Source organism: Cupriavidus sp. GW823-FHT07B10 (assembly GCF_058794355.1).
Genome location: NZ_JBXAGS010000004.1, coordinates 388,447 through 408,607, shown reverse-complemented (window position 1 = coordinate 408,607; position 20,161 = coordinate 388,447). Strand labels below are relative to the sequence as shown.

Here is a 20,161-nt window from a genome sequence, read left to right as displayed (position 1 = left end):
AAAAGGGAGGGCAGGCGCCCTCCCTTTTCTTGTGCGCGCTTGATGCGCATTGGTGCTGCCCGACTTCAACGGCGGTGCTGGCTGAAGAACTGCCACATCATCGTGCTGGCATCCGGGCCGATATCGCTGTGGTAGCCATAGCTGGCATCGCCGCCGCTCCAGGCGTGGCCCAAGCCCTCCACTTCCACCAGCGTGACCAGGTCGCGGCGCCAGCGGCCGAAGCGGTATTCATGAGACCGGCCCGGCGCTTCGTCCTCCGGGCCGGACTGCGCGGGCGCACCGGCGAGCCGGTCTTCCAGGCCGTTGTAAGCCAGGAACTGCCGCGCCAGCAGACGGCCATTGACCGGATGGACCGCGTCGTCGGCCAGGCCGTGGATCACCAGCGCGGGCATCTCGGGACCGCCCGGCGTCACGCCGGCGGCATCCAGCAGCCATGACGGATCGGCCGCCGAGCCTTGCTGCATGGCCCGCAGGCCGGCGCGCGGGTTGTCGGCGGCGCCGATGACCACGCCGGAATGCAGCGCCGCGGCCGCCACCTTGCCCGGGTAGCGCAACGCCACCACCGCGGCCATGGCCGCGCCGGCGGACATGCCGGCCAGGTAGATCTCGCGCTCGCGCACGTCGTGGCGCGCAGCCAGCGCATCGATCAGCGCGGCCACCGCCTGCGCCTCGCGTCCGCCCTCAGCGGCGCCCAGGTCGAACCACTGCCAGCAGCGCTGCACCTGGCGCCGCAAGGGCTGTTGCGGGTAGGCCACGATAAATCCCTCGCGCTCGGCCAGCGCATTCATGCGGGTGCCGGCCGACAGGTCATCCGGCGTCTGGCGGCAGCCATGCAGCACCACCACCACCGGCAACGGGCCGCGATGGGCCTTGGACGGTATGTAGAGGTGATACGAGAGTTGCGGCACCAGTTCGCCCGGCAGCGGCGCCAGGCGCAGCCTGTGCGCCTGCCAGGTACCGGGCAGGGAACCCGGCGCGGGTGCTGGCCGGGCGGGCCGGACCTTGCCCGGCGGGCGGTCAGGCCGAGCCGGCGTGAGCGGATTAAGCGAATCCACGCGGTCCAGCCAGGACTTCACCTGGGCTTCCGTGCGGGCTTGCGCACGGCTCAGTCGCCGGATCTGCGCGTGCCAGTCAGCGGCAAAGCTTTTGGTCATGAGGACTCCTGATCGTGTGACGCGATCTCCTCCTATGCCTTTATTGTTGCGTTGCAGCATATCACAATCCGCATTACGCCCGCCGGCGTGCTCCCGCGCTTATGGCACAAACGCAACGAGCCTCGCCCCCGTAATGCGAAATTTTTAAACCAGCCATACGAAAGAATGCAGATCGCAGCGAGATGGCTTGCGTTGCCGGCGTTTTATACTTGGCCATCGTCACCGGAGGACAATGACACCATGCCGGACAGCGGCGCCCCAGCCTGCCTGCTCTGCCTCTTTCGCCACGTTTGCCACAATGCCAGGCCACAAGCCCCGCTGCCGCACGCGCCGATGGCGCTGCAGCCGGAGCTGGTAGAGGTGCGCACCGGCGAGCATGTGTTTCGCCAGGGCCGCCCTGCGCTGACGGTCTACCCGCTGCGCCATGGCAGCGCCAAGCAGGTCTATGAATCGCCGCTGGGCTGGCGGCAGGTAACGGGTTTTTCGCTGCCCGGCGACGTGCTGGGGCTTGAGCCGCACGAAGGTCCGGTCTATGGGACTGGTGCAATCGCGCTGCAGGATGCAATGGTTTGTGCGGTCTCGGTCGAATCCCTGCGCACCCTCATGCAGGCCGCCCCATTCCGTGAAACGGTGCTGGAAGCGATGCGCCGCAACGCCGAGCGCGAACGCGTGCTGCTGGTGGCGGTGGGGTCGATGAGGGCGCCACAGCGCCTGGCCATGCTGCTGCTCGACCTCGCCGGCGAGCAGGCGCGCCGCGACGGCAACCGCGACGGCGCGCTGACGCTGGCGATGTCGCGCACGGACATCGCCAGCCTGCTTGGGCTAACCCTGGAAACGGTGTCGCGGCTGCTGTCGCGCTTTGCCTCGGTCGGGCTGATCTCGGTGCGCCAGCGGCACCTGCGCATCATCGACCGCGACGGGCTGGCCGCGGTCTATGCCGACCTGGATCCGGCCCCGCGCCAGGCGGCGGCCAGATCAGAAGCCTACGGCGGGGAGTTCGGCGAACCCCGGCTGGCCTAGACGGCTGGCCGGGGCGCAGGGGCCAAGGGCTCAGCGGTCCGCCACGCGCTGCCAGCCGGCAGGCGAAAAACTGCGGATGGCCTTGGCGCGCGATGCGGTGCCGGGCCCGAGGTCGCGCTCATAGAAGACGCGGTCGCTGCCGAGCATGAAGCTATGCACGCCGGTATCGCCATAGCGGGCCGGCCAGGCAATCAGGCCGTACTTGGCGTCGCTGCCCTTGGCCGGCGGCAGGATCCGGTAATGGTAGCCGTAGAAAGCATCTGCGGCGGGCGTATCCGGGCCCATGGCAAGCGCATCGGGGCCGATCGGGCTGGCGTCCTGCTCGCTGGCCGCGGGCCAGTACAGGCCGTTGGTCTTGCCCGGCGCGCTGATCAACTGGGTCGCGTAGCGCCCCAGCCCCACCTGCTCCGCGTAGCGCTGCTGGGCATCGGCCAGCTGCAGCAGCGTTTCCATCGTCACCAGTTCATTGCGCCCGAGCCGGCGGCGGCGCACTTCCTGCTGGCCGGCACGCAGGTCGAACTGCCAACCGTCCTTCTGCTTTGCCAGCGGCACGGGGAAGGTCCATCCGCTCTGCCCGACCGCGATCAGCGCGCGGCGCTCGCCATCGGGCTGCACGGCATGGTGGCGCGCCCAGGCGCCAAGGAATTCGTACACGTCGTCGCGGTTGATGGAGCCCTCCGGCACCAGCGACTGGTATTGCTTGCCCAGCACGCGCTGCAATGCATCGCCGTCGCTGCGCGCGATGGCATCACCCAGCGCCTCGGCGGCAGCGTCAGGGCTGGGGAAGACCTGCTGGGCCATCGCCGGCAGGGCCAGGGACAGGGCCGCGGCCGCCGCCAGCGTGCGCAGCGCGCGCGCTCGGGCTGCGGCAGAGAAGGGATTAGCGGTCATGTGCATCATGACTTACCTCCGACCATGGCCGAAATGTTCGCCGCCGCCGAGCCGGCCTCCACCGCCGCCGCCCAGACCACCGCCCTGGTGCCCGCCGCCCTGGTGGAGCCCGGCCGGGCGCGCTTGCGGCGCTTCCCGCTGCGGCATCGCCGCGCGCTGGGTCTGCTGGCGCACGCGGTCGCCGTTGCCGGCATCGCGCAGCGCGCTGTCCCGGTTGGCATTGCGGGCGCGGTCGCGGGCCTGGGCCTGGTCTGCGCGCTGGCGGTCGGCACCGGCCGGCCGCGGATTCTGCACGCCACCGCCGGCGGCACCCGGGCGCGAGCGGTCTGCCACCCCGCCCGCATGGCCCGGTATGGATTGTCCGGTACGGCCCTCGAACGACTGCGCGGCGCGCTCACGCGCCTGGTCGCGCTCGGAAGGCTGGCGCTGCACCCCGCCGCCGGCGGCCCCCACGCGCTGGCCGGGTTGCGCAGCCTGCTGCCGGCTGGCGAGGCCGGACTGGCGCTGCTGGTCATAGCGACCGCGCACCGCCGCATTGTTGTAGGGCACGTTGCCGCGGTTGGCGGGGTTGTGCTGCCAGTTCACGTTGGCACGGTTGACGTCCAGGCGCTGGTTGACGTTGATGTTGTTGTAGCGGTTCACATTGATGTTGACGTCGTGGCTATTCCAGTTGAACCCGCCCCACATCGCATCGACCGCCGCCACGCCAAGCCCGAAGCCGATGCCCGTTACCAGTGCCGTGGCAAACACGGAGCCGGGCGGCGGCGGGTAATAGGCCGGCGGATACGCGGGATACGCCCAGGTACCGTAAACCGTGGTCGGGTTGTAGGTCGGCACGTAGACCACTTGCGGATTGGCCGGCTCGATCTGCACGATCGTGGTGCCGCCGGTGGTCTGCGTCACGACCTTCTGCTGCTCGGTCGTCTTCAGCGTGCCGGCCTTCTGCGCCTGCACCCGCAGCCGCTGCACCGAATCCATCACGTCATTGGGCTGGGCCAGGAAAGCGTCGCCGACCGACTGCACCCACTGCGGCTGGCGGCCCATCATGTCGAGCACGGAGGGGAACGCGGCCAGCGACTGCACGCTGGGGTCCCAGGCCTGGCTGGCGACCGCCTTGGTCGCGGCATCGCCAGACAGGCTGGGATTGGCCTTGGACCATTGCGCCGCAGCTGCGACGTCGGCCGGATAGGTGGCAGCCATCAGCACCTGCGACAACAGCGCATCGGGATACAGGGCAATCGGCGCGGTCAGCTGGTCAAGCTGGGCATTGCTCAGCTTGGACTGCGCCATCGCTGGCCCGAGCGGCGCCATCAGCATCAGTGCCAGGCACCATGCGAAGAGGTGTTTGAAACGGTGCATGTCGGCTCTCCACAAATACGCAGGTGACGGCCCGCTGCCGGGGGGCGCCTCAGCGGCGCTGCTGCGTGCATTCCTGGCGATACGCCTCTTCCAGGCGCTTGCGGTCTGCCTGGCGTTCCAGTGTCGGATATGTGCGCCCGTCGGCAGTGGTTACCGACGACTTGCCAGTGGACCACTGCGGCCCGCCGGGCAGCGCGTTGACCTGGTCCAGCAATGACTGGCAGTGCTGCCGCTGCGACGCAGACACCTTGCCATCAGGTCCTTCCACCACGGCCGTGGCTTCGTCCAGCATCCGTGGCGGCGGCGGGGCCACCATCGGAGTGCCGGCGGCCGCAGCCGCCGATGCAGCACTGGCTGCCCACGCCGGGACAACCACCATGGCGGCGCATGCCAGCACGCCCGCCTTGATCAGAAACTTCGTCAAACCAATACTCCAGAACCCTCCGCGGCACGTGGAAGCGACACCGCGGCGCATTGCAAGTTGCAAGAACCGTCCGCCGCTAGCGATCCTTGCCAGTGCCATTGCGGCGGCCGGTACGGTTGCGCATCAGCTCAAGCTTGAGCAGCGCATCCGCAAGCATACTCTTCAGCCGGGCATTCTCTTCCTGCAGCTCGCGCAGCTTGCGGCCGTCACGTGCATCACCCTGGCTGGGCTGGCCGTAACGGGCCCGCCATCCGTAGAACGAAGCATCGCTGAAACCATAGCGCGCGCACAGCTCACGCACCGGCACGCCGCTGGCCGCCTCGGCCAGGTAGCCGCGGATCTGCTCTTCCGAATACCGTCTGTTCACGAATCTCTCCGCATCACAACGGCGGGCCACAAGCGGCGCCAGCCGCGCCGCCAACCGTGCCGACTCTGGCCCTACGTTAGCCCACGGCCGCGCCAAAAAGCAATTCAGTGTCTTCGCTGCGCGAGTTAAGAAAATTATCTCTGCACAAGCTGCCGCCGGCGCTGGCGCGCATTGCCAAATTTCGTTAAGCCAATTTGGAGTCCAGTTAGATCATTCGCGCTGCGCATCGCGGAAACGAAGATGCCGGCCGCGATAACACATGGGCATGACGACCTTCTGCACGGCAGTGATCGTGGATGAATCGCCCGGTGGCCCCGATTTCAAGCCATGTATTGATGTACAGACAAAGAGGTACTAAACAAAATTAGAAGACTGCCATCAATTCAAGTTTCTATGACTTTTGCTGAGCATGTATTAAGATTCCTCGGCACAACTAAATTTCGCACGCCTTCGCGCGGCGCCCTGGCGGCGCCGGCAGAAGAGCGGCCAGGCAGCCCGCACCACCCAGACGTGGTGCGCGTTCACGCTGCCAACAGTACCGGGCCTGAAGGATCGAATCGTCACTGCGCCATTTGTCGACGCAAGTCGGACATTCAGGAGTCGTGCCATGCGTTTTCGCAGCATCCTGCCCGGGCTTTCGCCCACCTGTCTTTCATCCGGACATGCCCGCAGCGCGCGCCGCGCATGCCGCTTGCGCCTGTCACTGTCAGGGACCGGATCATTGCCCTGACACCAGGCCGCGCTTGCGCCCTTTGTCCGACGCAGTGCTGTAGGTGTCGGACCAACAAGAAAATAGAGAAAACAAAGTCATGGATCGGGAGAAGTCGGAATGCGTCACGTCAGCACGAAGTTGTTGCATGTCTTTGTCCTGGTCATGGAATACCGGGACCTCAGCGCCGTTGCGGCCTGCACGCAGGGACGCGTGCCGACGGTGGCCTACAGCCTCGCGCGCTTGCGCGAAATCACCGGCGATCCGCTGTTCGTCAAGCGCAACGGGATGCTCGAACCCACACCGCATGCGCTGCGCCTGGAGCAGACGGCGCGGCAGATCCTGGCCAAATGGAACCAGCTGGTGCGCCCCGGCGAGCCTGGCCTGAGCAAGCGCCGTGACGACGGCAGACGCGTTTCGATCGGCTTTTCATCGTCGATCGGCGACCCGGTCATCACCGAGATCCTGACCGCACTGTGCGAGCAGTTTCCGCGCGACAGCTTTATCACGCGCCCGGTGATCGCCGACGCCACCCTTGCCGGCCATCTCGGCAGCGGCGAACTGGACTGCGCCTTCATCGTCGACAGCGGCCACGACCCCGAACGCGTGCGCCAGCACAACATCATGGCCACGCCGCGCCGGCTGGTCAGCGCCACGCGCGGCGGCAGCCATGACGAAGGCGAAAGCGACTGGATCCTGCTGCAGGAAGACTGCGAGGCCGGCAGCCCGCTGCGGGCCTTCCTGAGCCGCCAGGCCAGCACTCCGGGGCATCGCGAGACCGTGGTCCCATCATGGCATACCCAGATCACGCTGCTGCATTCGGCCGGGGGCATCTGCCCGGTGCTGGACTTCAACGTGCCGCTGGTCACGCGCGAGCGCAAGACGCGCCTGCTGGCACCGCCGAGCAGCTTCCCGGAATGGGCCGCACTGCATTTCTGGGCACCGGAGCGCAGCGGCGACAAGGGCGTGCTGCGCGACATCATGGATGTCGGCAGCGCCGTGCTGCGCGCCCCTCTCAAGGCCATCGACAGCCGCCGCAACGGCCGCGCCGCAGCCCACGCGCAATCCGCACTGGCGTGACGCAACGCCCCGCAGCGGCGGCGCCCGCAAGGCGCTGGCAGCCCCATGGCGCCAGCGCCTTTTTCTTTGGCTGCGCAGAAGCGGCGTTCTTATTACAGTCTTGAGACATTTTTCCGAGCGCTGACCCTGCGCTACACTCGCGCCAATTTGACCGGTGCAGGCCGCTGCGCCACGGCGGCGCTTTGCGAATCCTCCTAGTTTCGCCAGACCGCGCGGCCGATATCCTGCAATGGCATTGCCGCGGTCCGGCCGTCTCCCGTTTGGCCCGGTCCCGGGGCAATGCACGCAGTTGTCTGGCGTCGTATTGTTTGGCGTCGTTTTTGCGCCGCACGTCTCGCTGACGTGCGGCGTTTTCTTGATGCCGGCGCTGCCACGAACAAGAATCGAGGAGCAACCAGATGACATTGAGGATCCTGCTTGCCGACGACCACCCCCTGGTCAGCGCAGCCGTCGCGGACCGCCTGCATACCCAGACCGGGTGGGAGGTGTGCGGCTGCGTGACCAGCGCGACGGCCTTGCTGAACAGCGTGGAAAGCCTGCGTCCCGATGTCGTGATCACCGACTACCACATGCCCGCGCACGGCGAAGGCAACAGCGACGGCCTGCGCCTGCTTGCCAGCCTGCGGCGGCGGCATCCGTCGCTGGCCGTGATCGTGCTGACCATGATCACCAATCCGCTGGTGCTGCGCTCCATCCTGGACACCCAGGTGCACGGCCTGCTGCTCAAGGACTCGCCCGTGTCAGAACTGGTGACTGTGGTTTGCCGTATCCAGCGGGGCTTCCACTACATCGGCAAATCCGCGCTTGAAGTACTGTCGCAGGCCGATCCCGGCAACCCGGCCACACCCGGCCAGGCCGGCGCGGAGCGCCTGTCCCGGCGTGAAATGGAAGTATTGCGGCTATACCTGGCCGGACGGTCCGTGAGTGAGATCGCCGTCCTGCTCTGCCGCAGCGTCAAGACCATCAGCCGGCAGAAGAACTGCGCCATGCAGAAGCTCGGCGTCACCAACGACCGGGAACTGTTTGAATTCGCGGCGCTGAACGGCATGCTGCTGACTGCCTGAGCGCCAGCGGCACGGGCGCGGCCGTATCAGGCGGCGTCGGCTGCCTGTGCCGCATGGGCTTGCGCGTATGCAATGCCGGCCTCCAGCCGCGCCAGTCCGCGCGACAGCTCGCGCATGGTCGACGGCGACACCTCGGCAAGCACATCCTCCAGAAAGGCTGAGCGCAGCGGCATGGCGTGCGCCACCACCTGCTGGCCGGTCCGTGACAGCGTGACGTGGGTCACGCGGTTGTCGCGTTCCGAGGTGCTGCGCTCCACCCAGCCAAGTTCCTGCATGGCCTTGAGCTGGCGCGTCAGCGCGCCGGGGTCCATGCCGACCAGGTCAGCCAGCGCCTTCTGGCCGATCGCGCCCTCCTGGTGATGCAGCGCATGCAGGATGCGCCAGCGGGGCAGCGGCAGCCCCAGGCGCTGTTCGAACGCGGCCGCGTAGGCGCGGTAGGTGCGGCCGAACTGCTGCAGTACGGCCACGCTTTGTCGCTCCAGTTCCATCCGTTTTCCTCAGGTTACGTTCTTCAGTCGGCTGCCATGGCGGGCGCCGGCGCCCGGGTCAGCTTGATCGACGGTACCCGGCGGGCGCACCACACACCCAGCGCGGCAGCCACCGCAGCCACCACCAGGCCGAGGTGGATGGCGCTGACCAGCGATACGCGCGCCTGTTCCAGCAGCAGGGCGCCATTGTGCCCGGCCTGCTCCAGCTGGCCGAGCAACGCGACTTGCGAGGCCTTGTCGATCAGCACCTGCGGATCCGCCATGTGCGCCGTCCATTGTCCGGCATTGGCGGCGGACAGCGCATGTTCCACACCACCGGTATAGCTGCGCGTGACCAGCGTGCCCACGATGGCGGTGCCCACCATGCCGCCCACCATGCGCAGCGATTGCAGCATGGCCGTGGCAATGCCCAGGTGCTCGCGCCCTGCCGTCTGCTGCGCAAACACCGTCAGGTTCGGCATGATGAAGCCTAGCCCGAACCCCCCGATCAGCATGATCGTCAGCAAGACGCCGTGCGGCATGCTGCGCGTGGCCTGCGACAGGCCAAGGCAGGACACCGCCAGCATGCCAAAGCCGGCATAGAGCATGGTATTCGGGCGGTGGATGCGCGTGACGATGCGGCCGTTAAGTATGCTGCCCGCGGTGATGCAGACCACCAGTGGCGTGATCAGGATGCCCGCCTCCTTCGGCGAATAGCCAAAGCCGCCCTGGAACAGCAGCGGCGCATAGAGCAGCAGCGCGAACATGGTGAAGCCCGTGAACACCGCCAGCCGGAACAACGGCGCCAGCCCCGGGTTGCGGAACATCTCCACCGGCAGGATCGGGTTGGTACAGCGTTGCTCCCACCGCCACAGCGCCACCAGTGCCACCGCCGCCAGCACCAGCAAGCCCCCCGTATAGGCATCGAACCCGCGCGCCGGCAGCAGTTCAACGCTCAGCTGCACGCACCCCAGCCCGGCTGCGATCAGCAAGGCGCCGAGCCAGTCCACGCGGATCGGCCCGCTATGGGCCTGCTGGCGCAGGTGCGGCAGGTAGCGCCACGCAAACCACAGCCCCAGCACGCCGATCGGCAGGTTGACATAGAACACCGCGCGCCAGCCGTACCACTCCGTCAGCAGCCCGCCCAGCGACGGCCCCACCGCATTGGCAATGCCGAAAGCCGCGCTCATCATCACCTGCCAGCGCAGCCGCACATGCGTATCCGGAAACAGGTCGGCAATGCAGGCAAAGGCAGTGCCGACCAGCATGCCCCCGCCAATCCCCTGCAGCGCGCGCGCCAGCACCAGGAACGGCATGCTCGGCGCCATGCCGCACAGCGCCGAGGCCACCGAGAAGACCACGATCGATGCCAGCACGAACGGCTTGCGCCCGTAATAGTCCCCCAGCCGCCCGAACACCGGCACGGTGATCACCGATGTCAGCAGGTAGGCCGTGGCTACCCAGGCGTAGTACTCGAAGCCTTGCAGCTCGGCCACCACGGTCGGTAGCGCCGTGCCGACCACAGTCTGGTCCAGCGCCACCAGCATCACCACAAAGGCCACGCCCAGCATGGCCAGCAGGGACTCGCGAAACGGCAGCACCTGGCCGTTGGCCTCGGACTTTTCTGGCTGTGGGGTCACTTTTATTGCCCGATCAATCGTTGCGTTGTCAAGCATTATAGACACGGTTCGGCCAGCGCGTCATGGCGCGACCAAATTTGACGCCGCGCCCATGCCGCCGGCCTACCCGATTTCAGGGATTTCCGACCATTCCTGCGATAAGTAACATCGGGCTTGGCCGCCTGCTGGCACGCATTGACCGACCCGGAGAGAATCCCATGCCCCTTCCATTGTCCATGCCGCTAATGACAGCAGCCTCCCATCTGGTCCAGGCATACTCCATCGCCAACATTCAACATGGACAGGTCACCCGGCTGACGGGATATGGGCGCCCGATCCTGGATGCCGCGTACGATGCTGCCGACGAACTGCGAGCCTGCTGTGACAGAAAGTACCAGTGGCTGGTCTCCTTCCTGGATTACCTGCGGCCCAGCCAGTTCGCTACCATCAAGGTCGATGCAATCAAGCGCATAAATGCCGCATTCAACATCACGGCAAGCGCCCTCCCGGAGATCAACTCCCTGTCGCGATGGAAGGCGCTTGGCGAGGCATGCGCTCGCGTGGCACAGCAGGACAGGATCTATCTCGATCGCTTCTATCGGACTCGCAATGCCCGAAGCGCACTGTCGGATATCGAGGAAATCTTTTACACCGCCAACAAGGAAGGAATGGGCGATGATGCGCTGCGCGTGATGAAAGCCGTAATGCAAAACGGGGGCAACGCTGCCGGCATCACGTCCAGAACCATTGTTGCGCTGGCCAGGATGCTGCGTGCCCATCCTCCGTTGAGCGGATTCATGGGATATACGCGCTGGGGGCCGGGCGACCATGGCAATCCCGATGCCAACCTGCGCGCCCATGCGTTGAAGCATGTCTGCCGGCAACCGTTGCTGCTCGAAGTCGGCGTTGCCGAAACCATGTTCTGGTGGGATTTCCTGCGCATACAGCTGACCCTGGCAGATTACAACCGCCTCGCCGTCAACCCGAAACCACTGGTTCAAAGCCTGTTTGATGGCCTGAACCCTCTGGCTGGCGACCACTTGCGCCGCTTTCTCATCCATCAGGCATTCAATGACGAACCTCAGCTTGCCGATTTTGCCCTGCAACAGGCACTTAGGCCCTATCGGGACGTTGCCATTGAAACCAGCAGGGTGCTGAATCGGGTCATCATCCAGAGCAATGGCGAGAAGGTCTTCCTCAGCGGCGCCTCGGGAAACATCTTCATCATCGGCAGGTTCGAAGGCACTGAGCTGGGCATCTCCTCGTGCTATTGGGCGACTGATATTGAAAGCAAGCTCAGAGGGGCAAGATCCAACATCTGCTGGGAGGTCCGCAGGTAGGCTAAGCTGGGCTGGCTCCAGATTGCGGCCGGTCGCGTCGTCGAGCACATCCGCGCATCCGGGCTCGGCGAAGCGCTTTCATTTCACGAATTTGTGAAACACGCAAAAAAAACGCCTGCTGGGGAAGCAGGCGGCAGGGAAAATTCTCGCGACGGGACGCACCCGGGAGAATGCGGAGCGATCGGGAAGACGCTCCACAAATGCAGTATCGCGCCCGGCGCGTGACCGCTCCATCAGGCATGCCTTAAATCGGCCGTGTAGTTGGCACCCTGCGTGCCGCCTTGCGACTCCAGCCCGTCTGCCAGCAGTTCCAGTTCGGCATGGAAGGCCTGCCAGTCCGGACCGATGGCAACCAGCCCCGAGCGCCGGACCGCCTGCTCCAGCCAGCGGCACGCCTGGCTCTGCAGCGCATGGCCCATTACCGACAGCGCCCCGGCCAAGCCGTGCAAACGTTGGGCAAACGCTTCGGCGTCGCCCGCCAGCAGCGCCTCGGCCAGTGCGCGCTGGTCCCGCCGCAGCGCGTCGGCATGCAGCAGTGTGTCGCCGCCTGCATGCGCGCCCGGCGCTGCCCGCGTCGCCATATGGGTGCCGGACAGATCTTCCAGCAGCTTGCGCAGCGTGCCCAGCCCCACCGGCTTGGTCAGGCATCGGTCGATGCCGGCCTGCTGGCATCGCTCGGCGACATCGGGCCCCACGCTGGCGGTGACGGCAACGATCGGCGTGGCGAGGCCGGCATCGCGCAGGCACCGCGCCAGCGTGAAGCCATCCATGCCAGGCATCTGCAGATCGGTCAGGACCAGGTCGTAATGCCGGCCCGATGCCATCAACAGGGCCTCGGGCCCGTCACCGGCCAGATCGACCTTCTGCCCCAGGTTTTCAAGCTGTTCCCGCATCACCACCTGGTTGATCGGATGGTCTTCCACCAGCAGCAGCGCCAGCTGCACGGCAGGCGTATCGTCGCGCGCCGGCACGGGCGCCTGCGTTGCCGTCACCTCCACGCCTGCCGCTGCCGCGATCGCCGCCAGCAAGCCGCGCCAGGCATAGGGCGATGCCACCACCGGGGTCTGCGTCAGGTCCGGCACTGCCGGCGCCATGGCCGACACCACCACATCGGCGTCGTTGCAGCGAGGCATGGCCTGCTCATCGCACACCAGGACATCGACCGGCGTGGCCGGCGGCGCGGCGGGGTCATACTTGACCGCCCGTGCGCCATAGAACTGCAGCAACTGCTCCACGCCCTGGTAGAGTTCGCGCAAGGTGACATTGAGGCCGACCGTCAGTCCCCGCAACGCGGTCCGCGGCCAGGCATCGGCCGGCGCCTCGGCGCCAGCGCTGGCCAGCGGCAGGCTGACGGTAAAGCAACTGCCCAGGCCGGGCTCGCTGACCAGCCGTATCTCGCCAGACATCAGCCCGACCAGCCGGCGGCAGATCGACAGCCCGAGGCCTGTGCCGCCGTAGTGGCGCGTGTCCGGCTGCTCGGCCTGGACGAAGGGCTCGAACAGCCGGCGCTGGTCTCGCGCGGCGATGCCGATGCCGGTGTCGATGACGCGGATTTCCACGCCGCCGCCCGGCTTGCGCATGGCCGTGACGATCACCTTGCCTTGTTCGGTAAATTTCACCGCATTGCTGACCAGGTTGTTCAGGATCTGTTCGAGCTTGACCACGTCAGCCATCACCGGCTCAACCAGCGAAGGATCATTGACGCACAGCAGGCGCAGCTGCTTGCGCGCCGCTTCCACGGCAAAGCGCCGGGTCACGTCCTCGACGATCTCCTCGACGCGGCAGGGCCGCAACTGCAATGACATTTGCCCTGCCTCGATCTTGCTGAAGTCGAGCACGTCATTGATGATGTAGATCAGCGACTGCGACGCGTGCTGCATGACCGCCAGCTGGTCGCGCTGGCGCGAATCGAGCCGGGTCAGGCCAAGCAACTCGATGCTGCCCAGCATACCGTTGAGCGGTGTGCGGATTTCATGGCTCATGGTGGCCAGGAACGAGGACTTGGCGTGGTTGGCGGCATCCGCGGCGCGGATCGCCTCGCGCAGGCGCGCCTCGCTGCGGCGCGCGTCGGTCACGTCGTTCAGCGCGCGGAGCACGGCCGCCCGCCCTTCATAGGTAATCTCCACCTGGCGCACTTCCAGGTACCGGGTCTGGCCGTTGCGGCCGACCAGATCGACATCGAAACAAGGCTGCACCCGCGGCATGCCTTCGGTTGTGGTGCCCTCGCTCGTCAGCCGCGCGTCACAGGCATCCTGCAACTGCGCCAGGCCGGCGGGCGTGGCCTGGTCGGTGATCGAGTGGGCCGCGGCATTTGCCAGCAGCACCTGCCGGGTGCTGCGCTCGACGATCATCAGGCCCACGCCGGCCACTTCGATCACGAAGCGCCCGAGCGCATCGCTTTCCTGCAGGCGCAAGGACTGACGCTGCGCAGGGCGCATGATGCGGCGGTCGATCAGCCAGATCCACGCCAGGATCAGCATCGACAGCGAGCCGGTCAGCCCCAGCATCCATAAGGCGTTCTGCCGGAACTGGTGCCATACCTGGCCCAGTGCGATCACGCCGACCGTGCGCCAGCCCCACGCGTCAAACTGGTATTCCAGCACGACGACATAGTCCAGCAGCCCTTGCCGTACCAGCGCCGAACTCACCCTACCCGGGCGCGTACCGGGCGCGGCCAGCGATGCCGTGACCGACTGGCCGAGGGTGCCGGCCGGCATGCCATCCGCACTCAGTGCCATGCCGGCATCGGTCACCAGCACGAAATCGCCGTCAATGGTCTGTCCGTCCGGCAGCATCGGCGACAGCGGGAACTCCATGGCCAGCACCGCGGCCGGTTCGCCACCGACTTGCACCAGCGTGGCGAAAGTGACGGTGCGCATGCCGCTGACCCAGTCCAGCGCCGGCGGCAGCACCACCGCCTGGCCCGGATGGGCGCGCAGGCGTGCGACCAGCGCGTCATTGCGCAGGCGCGCGAGCGTGTCACGCAGGAAGGTCTGGCGCACGTCATCGCGCTGCATGAGCGCGCGTGCCGGGTCCAGCCGGCGCGGGATGACATAGAGCTGGTCGGCCTGCAGGTCGACCAGGTAGGCGTTCTGCACGTCGCGGTACTGCAGGTTGTTCACGCGGAAGGTGAATGTCATCACGTCGGCCAGGCTCTTCAGCCTGGCGCCCGGCGCCCTGGCGCTGGCGGGCGGGACCAGCAGCGGGATGTACTGCCGGTCGCCCCGGCGCCGCAGGCGGTCGGTCCATTGCTCATCGCTGACGGCGGCGAGTTCATCGGCCAGGCCGATATCGGAAAGCCGCGTCAGCGATCCCAGCGCGCGCACGGTCAGCGCCTCGGCCCCGTGCAGCTTTGCCTGCAATTGCTCGGACTGCGACTGCAGCACCATCTCCTGACGCTCGACCGCCTCGTGCAGGCGGTAGCGCAGCAGCACCCCCCACGACAACACGGTCAGCCCAAGCACGCAGGCGGAGAACAGGTAGACCAGATAACGGATCTGGCGAATGCTCAACGGCAACGCGGAGCTGCTGTCGATCGACATCAGCCGTTTCATTGAATACCTCGTTTTGACATCGAGACTGTCCGGAGCGTCCGGACAGTGCATGGGTCGTAGTGCACTTGGCAAGCGACGTACCGGGCCTCACAACATGCCGCGCCGGATGGCAATGGCGGCAAGCTCCACGTCGTTCTCGGCGCCGATCTTGCGCATGAGGCTCTGCTTTTGCGTACTGATCGTCTTGACGGTCCGGCCGGTGCGCATGGCGATCCCGGTCACGGACATGCCCGACAGGTAGAGGCGCAGCACTTCGCTTTCACGCCTGGTCAGCAGCTCCGCCCAATCGCCGTCCGGCGGACCGCTGCAGGGCCTGCCCCAGATCAGCGTGCAAGCGGTTTCCGATACGGAAGCCAGCCCCAGGTATGCCATCCAGACCGCTTTCATGATCTCGTCGACGCCGTCCTTGGCTGTCACGACATTGCGGCAGCCGTCCTTGAGCAACTGCAGCACGGCGGCACGGTCGACGACGTTGGCAATCGCGACCACGCGCTGCCCGCCCAGCTCGGCGAGCCGCGTGCCAATGCGCGCATAGCCGGAAGGCTCGCGGTCTTTGGTGTCCCACAGCGGGTAACGCAGTGTCACGACATCACACGAGCCTTGCTGCAGCGCTTGCACCAGGCTCGGTTCGTCGCCCGCCACGCCAGCCAGCTCGATGCAGGCGCTGGCCGCGAGCCGCCGGCCCAGCAGGCGCCGCATGACAGGTTGCGAGTCCGCGATGATCACCCGGATTTTTTCCATGGCCGCCTTAGGCTCCAGCGTTGTCGTTCCTGCATTCAGGATGAACCATGCGCCTGGCTTTCGAAATCAGCCAAGCCTGAAAAAAGCGGGGATATTTCCGAGGAGAGGAATAGCGCACGCGCCGCCGCACGGGAGGAGCCGGCCGGCATCGGCGCAGCCAGGGATGCTATTCAGCGGAGGGAGGGGAAATGCAACGCGGCCCGGGGACCGGCCGCAAGGAAGGGGATGATGCCAGGATCAGGGGCCGCCCAGCAGGCCGTTTGTCCTGGCGTATTCGTAGAGTTCGTAGTCGTTGGTCAGGCCCAGTTTCTTCATGGCGATGCTCTTCTGCGCGCTGATGGTCTTGCTGCTGCGGTTGGCCTGGCGCGCAATCTCGATGACCGGGACACCGGCCGCACACTGCCGTATCACTTCCAGTTCGCGGCGCGTCAGGACCGGCCGCTGTGACGGCTCGTCGAGGCCGCCCGAAGCCAGGATCGCACGCACCGATGCGGGCTGGTAGCTCAGCCCACTGAACGCGGCACGCACCGCCGGCACCAACTCCTGGACCGGATCGGTCTTGTTCAGGATCACGGAAATGCCGACCTTCTGGATATTGCGAATCAGCGCCGGATTATCCAGCATGGTCATCACCACGATCCGGGTGGTGGGATAACGGCGGCGCAGCATCTGCAGCATTGGCAGGCCGTCGCCAAACTGACCGCCCGGCATGGAGTAGTCGGTCACGATAACGTCGCAATCCGTGCTTTCAAGCAACTCCACCAACTGGGTCGAATTGGCGGCACTCCCCACGATCTGCACGCCCACTTCGTTCGCCAGGACCCGGCTCATCCCGTCAAGGACGACGGGGTGGTCATCTGCAATGATTACCTTGATCATTTACGATCCCCCTGTTTTTTATCGGTTCTGCGGCCGCGTAGCGGTGCGCCGCCGAACTGCCGGCATTCAATGCCGGTCATCTTCGCTGCTCTGAATATTAGGAGTCTTCCGAGAAGACTGAATTAAGGAATTCCTTAAATAGTATCCGGCCAATTGCGTCGTGCCGCATCCTGGCTGCCCTTATCGCTTTCAGGGTCGTCAAAGTATGCTGCAAGATACAACGCCAGGTTGTCGACATGGGCTTGCACGACCGCCAGCGCCTGGGCCGCACCCAGCTCCAGTTCCCGGCACAGTTCGACAATCTCCTCGCCATCTTCGGCATGCGCCATGGCGCCCCTCATACGATGGGCATGGTGGCGGATCGCCTTCATTTCCCCGCTGGCTGCGGCCGCGGACAGTTGCCTGAAATCCTCGCGCATGGTGCGCTCCAGCAACGCCAAGCTGGCAACGTTATCCTCCACATGGGCGGCGCCCGCCGCGCCCGCGGCCCTTTGTGCCAGGCCGGATGCCTGTGCCGGCAGCACGGCGCGCAGACACTCGGCCAGGTCGCCCAGCAGGATGGGCTTGGACAGGTAGCGATTCATGCCGGCTTCGAGGCAGCGCTCGGCCTCACCCTGCGCGATGCTCGCGGTGAGCCCGACGATGGGCAGCGTCGCCCCCTGCGCACGCAGCGTGCGGCTCAGTTCGTAGCCGTCCATGCCGGGCATATGGATATCCGTCAGCATCAGGTCAAACCTGTGCTGGCGCAACACCGCAAGCCCTTCTTCGCCACTGGCAGCAAGCGTCGGCCGGCAGCCAAGGCGCTCAAGCTGCTGCTGCATCAGCAGCCGGTTGTAGGGATGGTCGTCGACCACCAGTATCTCCAGCCCCAACTGCGGCGTGGGGTCGACAGGCGCAGCCAGCGGTGGCGCACTGACCGGCGTCATGCCGGCCGCCTTGCAAAAAGCCCGCAGGATGCCCGCCTGATGATAGGCACTGACCAGCCAGCTGCCAGCGATCTGCTGTGGTTCCGCCGGGCCGTCGGCGCGCGCAAAGACCACGCCGGCATAGCCATCGGGAATGGCCTCGACGTGGCGGGTGGCGACCAACAGCACCATCCCTGGTTCCGGCGCCGGCCCGCGGCAAGCGATCGCCATGCAGCCCATGGCGCGCAGATTGTCGATGGCATTGTTGCGGATTTCATCATTTTCCGACAGCACGGCCACCGGCGGCAGCACCGGCTCCACCTGTTCGCGCGGCCCGGCTTCCGGCAACCTCAGCAATACCCGGAAGACGCTGCCCTTGCCCGGTTCGCTCTGCACGGAAATGCTGCCGTCCATCAGGGCGGCCAGGCGTCTGCAGATCGACAAGCCCAGGCCCGACCCGCCAAACCGCCTTGCAGTGGAAGCATCTGCCTGCACGAAAGGCTCAAACAGTCGCGCCTGGACCTCGGGCGCAATGCCTGGCCCGGTATCCGCCACCTCAAGCTGGATGCCGATCCTGCCGTCCGCATCGGGCACTTCACTCTGCGGCGCGCGCTGCAGGCGCACAATAACATGGCCCTGTGCCGTGAATTTCAGCGCGTTGTCGAGCAGATTGCCGATAATCTGGCGCACCCGCACCGGATCCCCGATCAGGCAAGGCAGGCCGGGCTGTGGATAGCACGGCAGCGCGATGCCTTTTTGCAGCGCGATCGGCGCCTGCGCGCGAACCGTCGATTCCAGCAGGTCGACCGGATCGAACGGCACGGCGTCCAGTTCGATCTGGCCGGCTTCCGCGCGGGAGTAGTCCAGCAGGTCATCCAGTATCTGCAGCAGGACCTGCGACGAGGACTGGATGGTCGACAGCATCTCGCGCTGGCTGTGCGCCATCTGTGTCAGGGACAGCAGCTCCAGCGTGCCCAGCATCCCGTACAGCGGCGTGCGGATTTCGTGACTCATGGCGGCCAGGAACTGCGATTTGGCGGCGCTTGCCTCATCCGCCAGCCGGCGCGCGCGCGAGAGAGCGCGGTGCGCTTCGCGTTCGCCGGTGACATCGTGGATCGCACACAGCAGCACGTCTTCACCCTCGAAGCGGGTGTGCCGGCCGACTACCAGCACGTCGCGTGCACCCCCATGGCCGGATGGCACCTGCAGCTCCAGCCGCGCGGGCTGGTCGCCCCGCCGCGCCAGCATCTGGTCCAGCCACGGGCGGCCCGCAGTGCGCGTGTCGAGCGGCAGCCATTGCGCAGCCAGCGCGTTCTCGAGCCGTACATGGGCATCGGCTGTGCGCACCACCCGCAGGCCTACCGGAGCGGCCTGCATCACGGTACGGTTGAAGCGTTCGCTGTCCTCGATCCGTTCGGCGTCTTCCTGCATCGGCACCAACATCCGGCGCTGCAGTATGCCGGCACCGGTCAGCACCGCAAGCACACCAAGCCCGTAGAGCAGAAGCGCGGCCGCCAGCGCCGAGCCATGATCGGCCAGCGCCTGCGACAGCGGATAGGCGTAGGCCGCGCGCCAGCCATGGTCGCGCTCCATGCGGCCAATCATCAGGCTACCCTGCTCGAACCAGTAGGCTACGCTTTGCCCGCCGCCGCCCAACTCACGCGCCACCCGCTCACCCAGCGCTTGCGGGCGCAGCCAGCCGGCGTCGCTGCCCCGGTACAGCAGGCGCCCGTGCCCATCGAAGAACATTGCCCGGCTGCCTGACGCGGTATGCGTGGCATCCGGGATACTGACGTCGTCCATCAGCGCGCGTACGGGAATGGCAGTCGCGCCATACGCCACGAGATTGCCGCTGGCGTCAAGGACTGGCAGGAAGCAGCTCAGTATAGGGCCCCGCTCGATGGTGCCCTGGTACGGCCCGGTCCACAGCGGTGAGGCGACCGGCGTCTCGGCTTGCGCTTCGCGCGACCGGTTCGCCAGCGCTTTGGCCCAGTTGCTGACAACCTCAGCGAGCAGCGGCCCGTTCAACCCCGGCGCACCCGGAAGCGCTGGTGTCACGTATGCCTGGCTCCCGTCGGCAGCCAGGAAAGCCGAGCGCATCCTCTGCGGCGCCTTACCCCAGTACGCGCGCTCGAAGATGGCGAATCGAACGATGTGCGAAACCGTGGCGGGACGCTGCGCCGCTGGCGCGGACGTGCCCATCAGCATGGTGGCAGGATTGGTCAGTCCAGGCACTTCGACGGCACGGGCACTGCCTGGAGGCACGCCCGTCAGCATGGCTTCGAGCTGGCCAGCCAGCCGGTCGCTGCGCACCAGCCGATACTCCGGCCCGGAGATTTCTGCCATGCGCCGTATGAAATACTCGTGCATGGCCTTCACTTCCAGCACCGCGCCAAAATGCAAGCGGTTGGCCGACGCCTGTTCCCACAGGATGCGCTGGAACAGGCTATGGAGAAACAGGGCAAGGAAGCCGCTCATCACGAGGATCAGCAGGCCAACGACAACGGTGAGCAGGCGGCTGTGCACCTGCCGGTTCGCGCGCGACAGCCAGTTGACCATTGGCGGGCTCCGTCTCGGCAGCCTGCCTG

At 66.4% G+C, this 20,161-nt stretch carries 15 protein-coding genes; 4 read left to right on the top strand and 11 right to left on the bottom strand.

Translation table 11 applies throughout. The features are described from left to right. Positions 1-65: 65 nt before the first annotated feature. Positions 66-1,154: an extracellular catalytic domain type 1 short-chain-length polyhydroxyalkanoate depolymerase gene (locus AC1Q6V_RS11965; RefSeq protein ID WP_010811062.1), complete on the bottom strand. Its 1,089-nt coding sequence runs from the start codon at positions 1,152-1,154 to the stop codon at positions 66-68. A 240-nt stretch (positions 1,155-1,394) separates the two neighbouring features. On the opposite strand from AC1Q6V_RS11965, the gene AC1Q6V_RS11960 reads away from it, so the two are divergent. After that, positions 1,395-2,174 (top strand): Crp/Fnr family transcriptional regulator, encoded by a 780-nt coding sequence (locus AC1Q6V_RS11960; protein WP_058696572.1) that lies wholly within the window; start codon positions 1,395-1,397, stop codon positions 2,172-2,174. A 30-nt stretch (positions 2,175-2,204) separates the two neighbouring features. On the opposite strand, the gene AC1Q6V_RS11955 is transcribed toward AC1Q6V_RS11960, so the two are convergent. The 4 genes from AC1Q6V_RS11955 to AC1Q6V_RS11940 form a co-directional block, all read right to left on the bottom strand. Beyond that, positions 2,205-3,074, bottom strand: a complete 870-nt coding sequence (locus AC1Q6V_RS11955; RefSeq protein WP_011617628.1) for a DUF2950 domain-containing protein — start codon at positions 3,072-3,074, stop codon at positions 2,205-2,207. A gap of 3 nt (positions 3,075-3,077) precedes the next feature. Beyond that, positions 3,078-4,424: a DUF3300 domain-containing protein gene (locus AC1Q6V_RS11950; protein ID WP_454750022.1), complete on the bottom strand. Its 1,347-nt coding sequence runs from the start codon at positions 4,422-4,424 to the stop codon at positions 3,078-3,080. Positions 4,425-4,473: 49 nt separating this feature from the next. After that, on the bottom strand, positions 4,474-4,848 hold the full coding sequence (locus tag AC1Q6V_RS11945) for a hypothetical protein (RefSeq protein WP_041688188.1): 375 nt from the start codon (positions 4,846-4,848) through the stop codon (positions 4,474-4,476). Positions 4,849-4,924: 76 nt separating this feature from the next. Then, positions 4,925-5,215, bottom strand: a complete 291-nt coding sequence (locus tag AC1Q6V_RS11940) for a transposase (protein ID WP_010811057.1) — start codon at positions 5,213-5,215, stop codon at positions 4,925-4,927. 829 nt (positions 5,216-6,044) lie between these two features. On the opposite strand from AC1Q6V_RS11940, the gene AC1Q6V_RS11935 reads away from it, so the two are divergent. Together AC1Q6V_RS11935 and AC1Q6V_RS11930 are read left to right on the top strand one after the other, a co-directional pair. Continuing rightward, positions 6,045-7,004: a LysR family transcriptional regulator gene (locus AC1Q6V_RS11935; RefSeq protein WP_010811056.1), complete on the top strand. Its 960-nt coding sequence runs from the start codon at positions 6,045-6,047 to the stop codon at positions 7,002-7,004. Between the two features lie 398 nt (positions 7,005-7,402). Beyond that, on the top strand, positions 7,403-8,068 hold the full coding sequence (locus tag AC1Q6V_RS11930) for a response regulator (RefSeq protein WP_454750023.1): 666 nt from the start codon (positions 7,403-7,405) through the stop codon (positions 8,066-8,068). Positions 8,069-8,094: 26 nt separating this feature from the next. Here AC1Q6V_RS11930 and AC1Q6V_RS11925 read toward each other — a convergent pair whose 3' ends face one another. Then, positions 8,095-8,556, bottom strand: coding sequence for a MarR family winged helix-turn-helix transcriptional regulator (locus AC1Q6V_RS11925; RefSeq protein WP_010811054.1), 462 nt, complete (start codon positions 8,554-8,556; stop codon positions 8,095-8,097). A 23-nt stretch (positions 8,557-8,579) separates the two neighbouring features. Continuing rightward, positions 8,580-10,106, bottom strand: coding sequence for an MFS transporter (locus tag AC1Q6V_RS11920; protein ID WP_454750026.1), 1,527 nt, complete (start codon positions 10,104-10,106; stop codon positions 8,580-8,582). Between the two features lie 266 nt (positions 10,107-10,372). Here AC1Q6V_RS11920 and AC1Q6V_RS11915 point away from each other — a divergent pair, with 266 nt between their 5' ends. Continuing rightward, positions 10,373-11,494: a hypothetical protein gene (locus AC1Q6V_RS11915; RefSeq protein ID WP_010811052.1), complete on the top strand. Its 1,122-nt coding sequence runs from the start codon at positions 10,373-10,375 to the stop codon at positions 11,492-11,494. 233 nt (positions 11,495-11,727) lie between these two features. Here the strand turns inward: AC1Q6V_RS11915 and AC1Q6V_RS11910 are convergent, their stop codons facing one another. From AC1Q6V_RS11910 to AC1Q6V_RS11895, 4 genes are all read right to left on the bottom strand, one after another. Beyond that, on the bottom strand, positions 11,728-15,048 hold the full coding sequence (locus AC1Q6V_RS11910) for a hybrid sensor histidine kinase/response regulator (RefSeq protein ID WP_454750024.1): 3,321 nt from the start codon (positions 15,046-15,048) through the stop codon (positions 11,728-11,730). A gap of 87 nt (positions 15,049-15,135) precedes the next feature. After that, positions 15,136-15,789, bottom strand: coding sequence for a helix-turn-helix transcriptional regulator (locus AC1Q6V_RS11905; RefSeq protein WP_010811050.1), 654 nt, complete (start codon positions 15,787-15,789; stop codon positions 15,136-15,138). 237 nt (positions 15,790-16,026) lie between these two features. Beyond that, entirely contained in the window at positions 16,027-16,668 is a 642-nt protein-coding gene (locus AC1Q6V_RS11900) for a response regulator (RefSeq protein WP_010811049.1), read from the bottom strand. Positions 16,669-16,802: 134 nt separating this feature from the next. Further along, positions 16,803-20,132, bottom strand: coding sequence for an ATP-binding protein (locus AC1Q6V_RS11895; protein ID WP_492316324.1), 3,330 nt, complete (start codon positions 20,130-20,132; stop codon positions 16,803-16,805). Positions 20,133-20,161 lie beyond the last annotated feature (29 nt).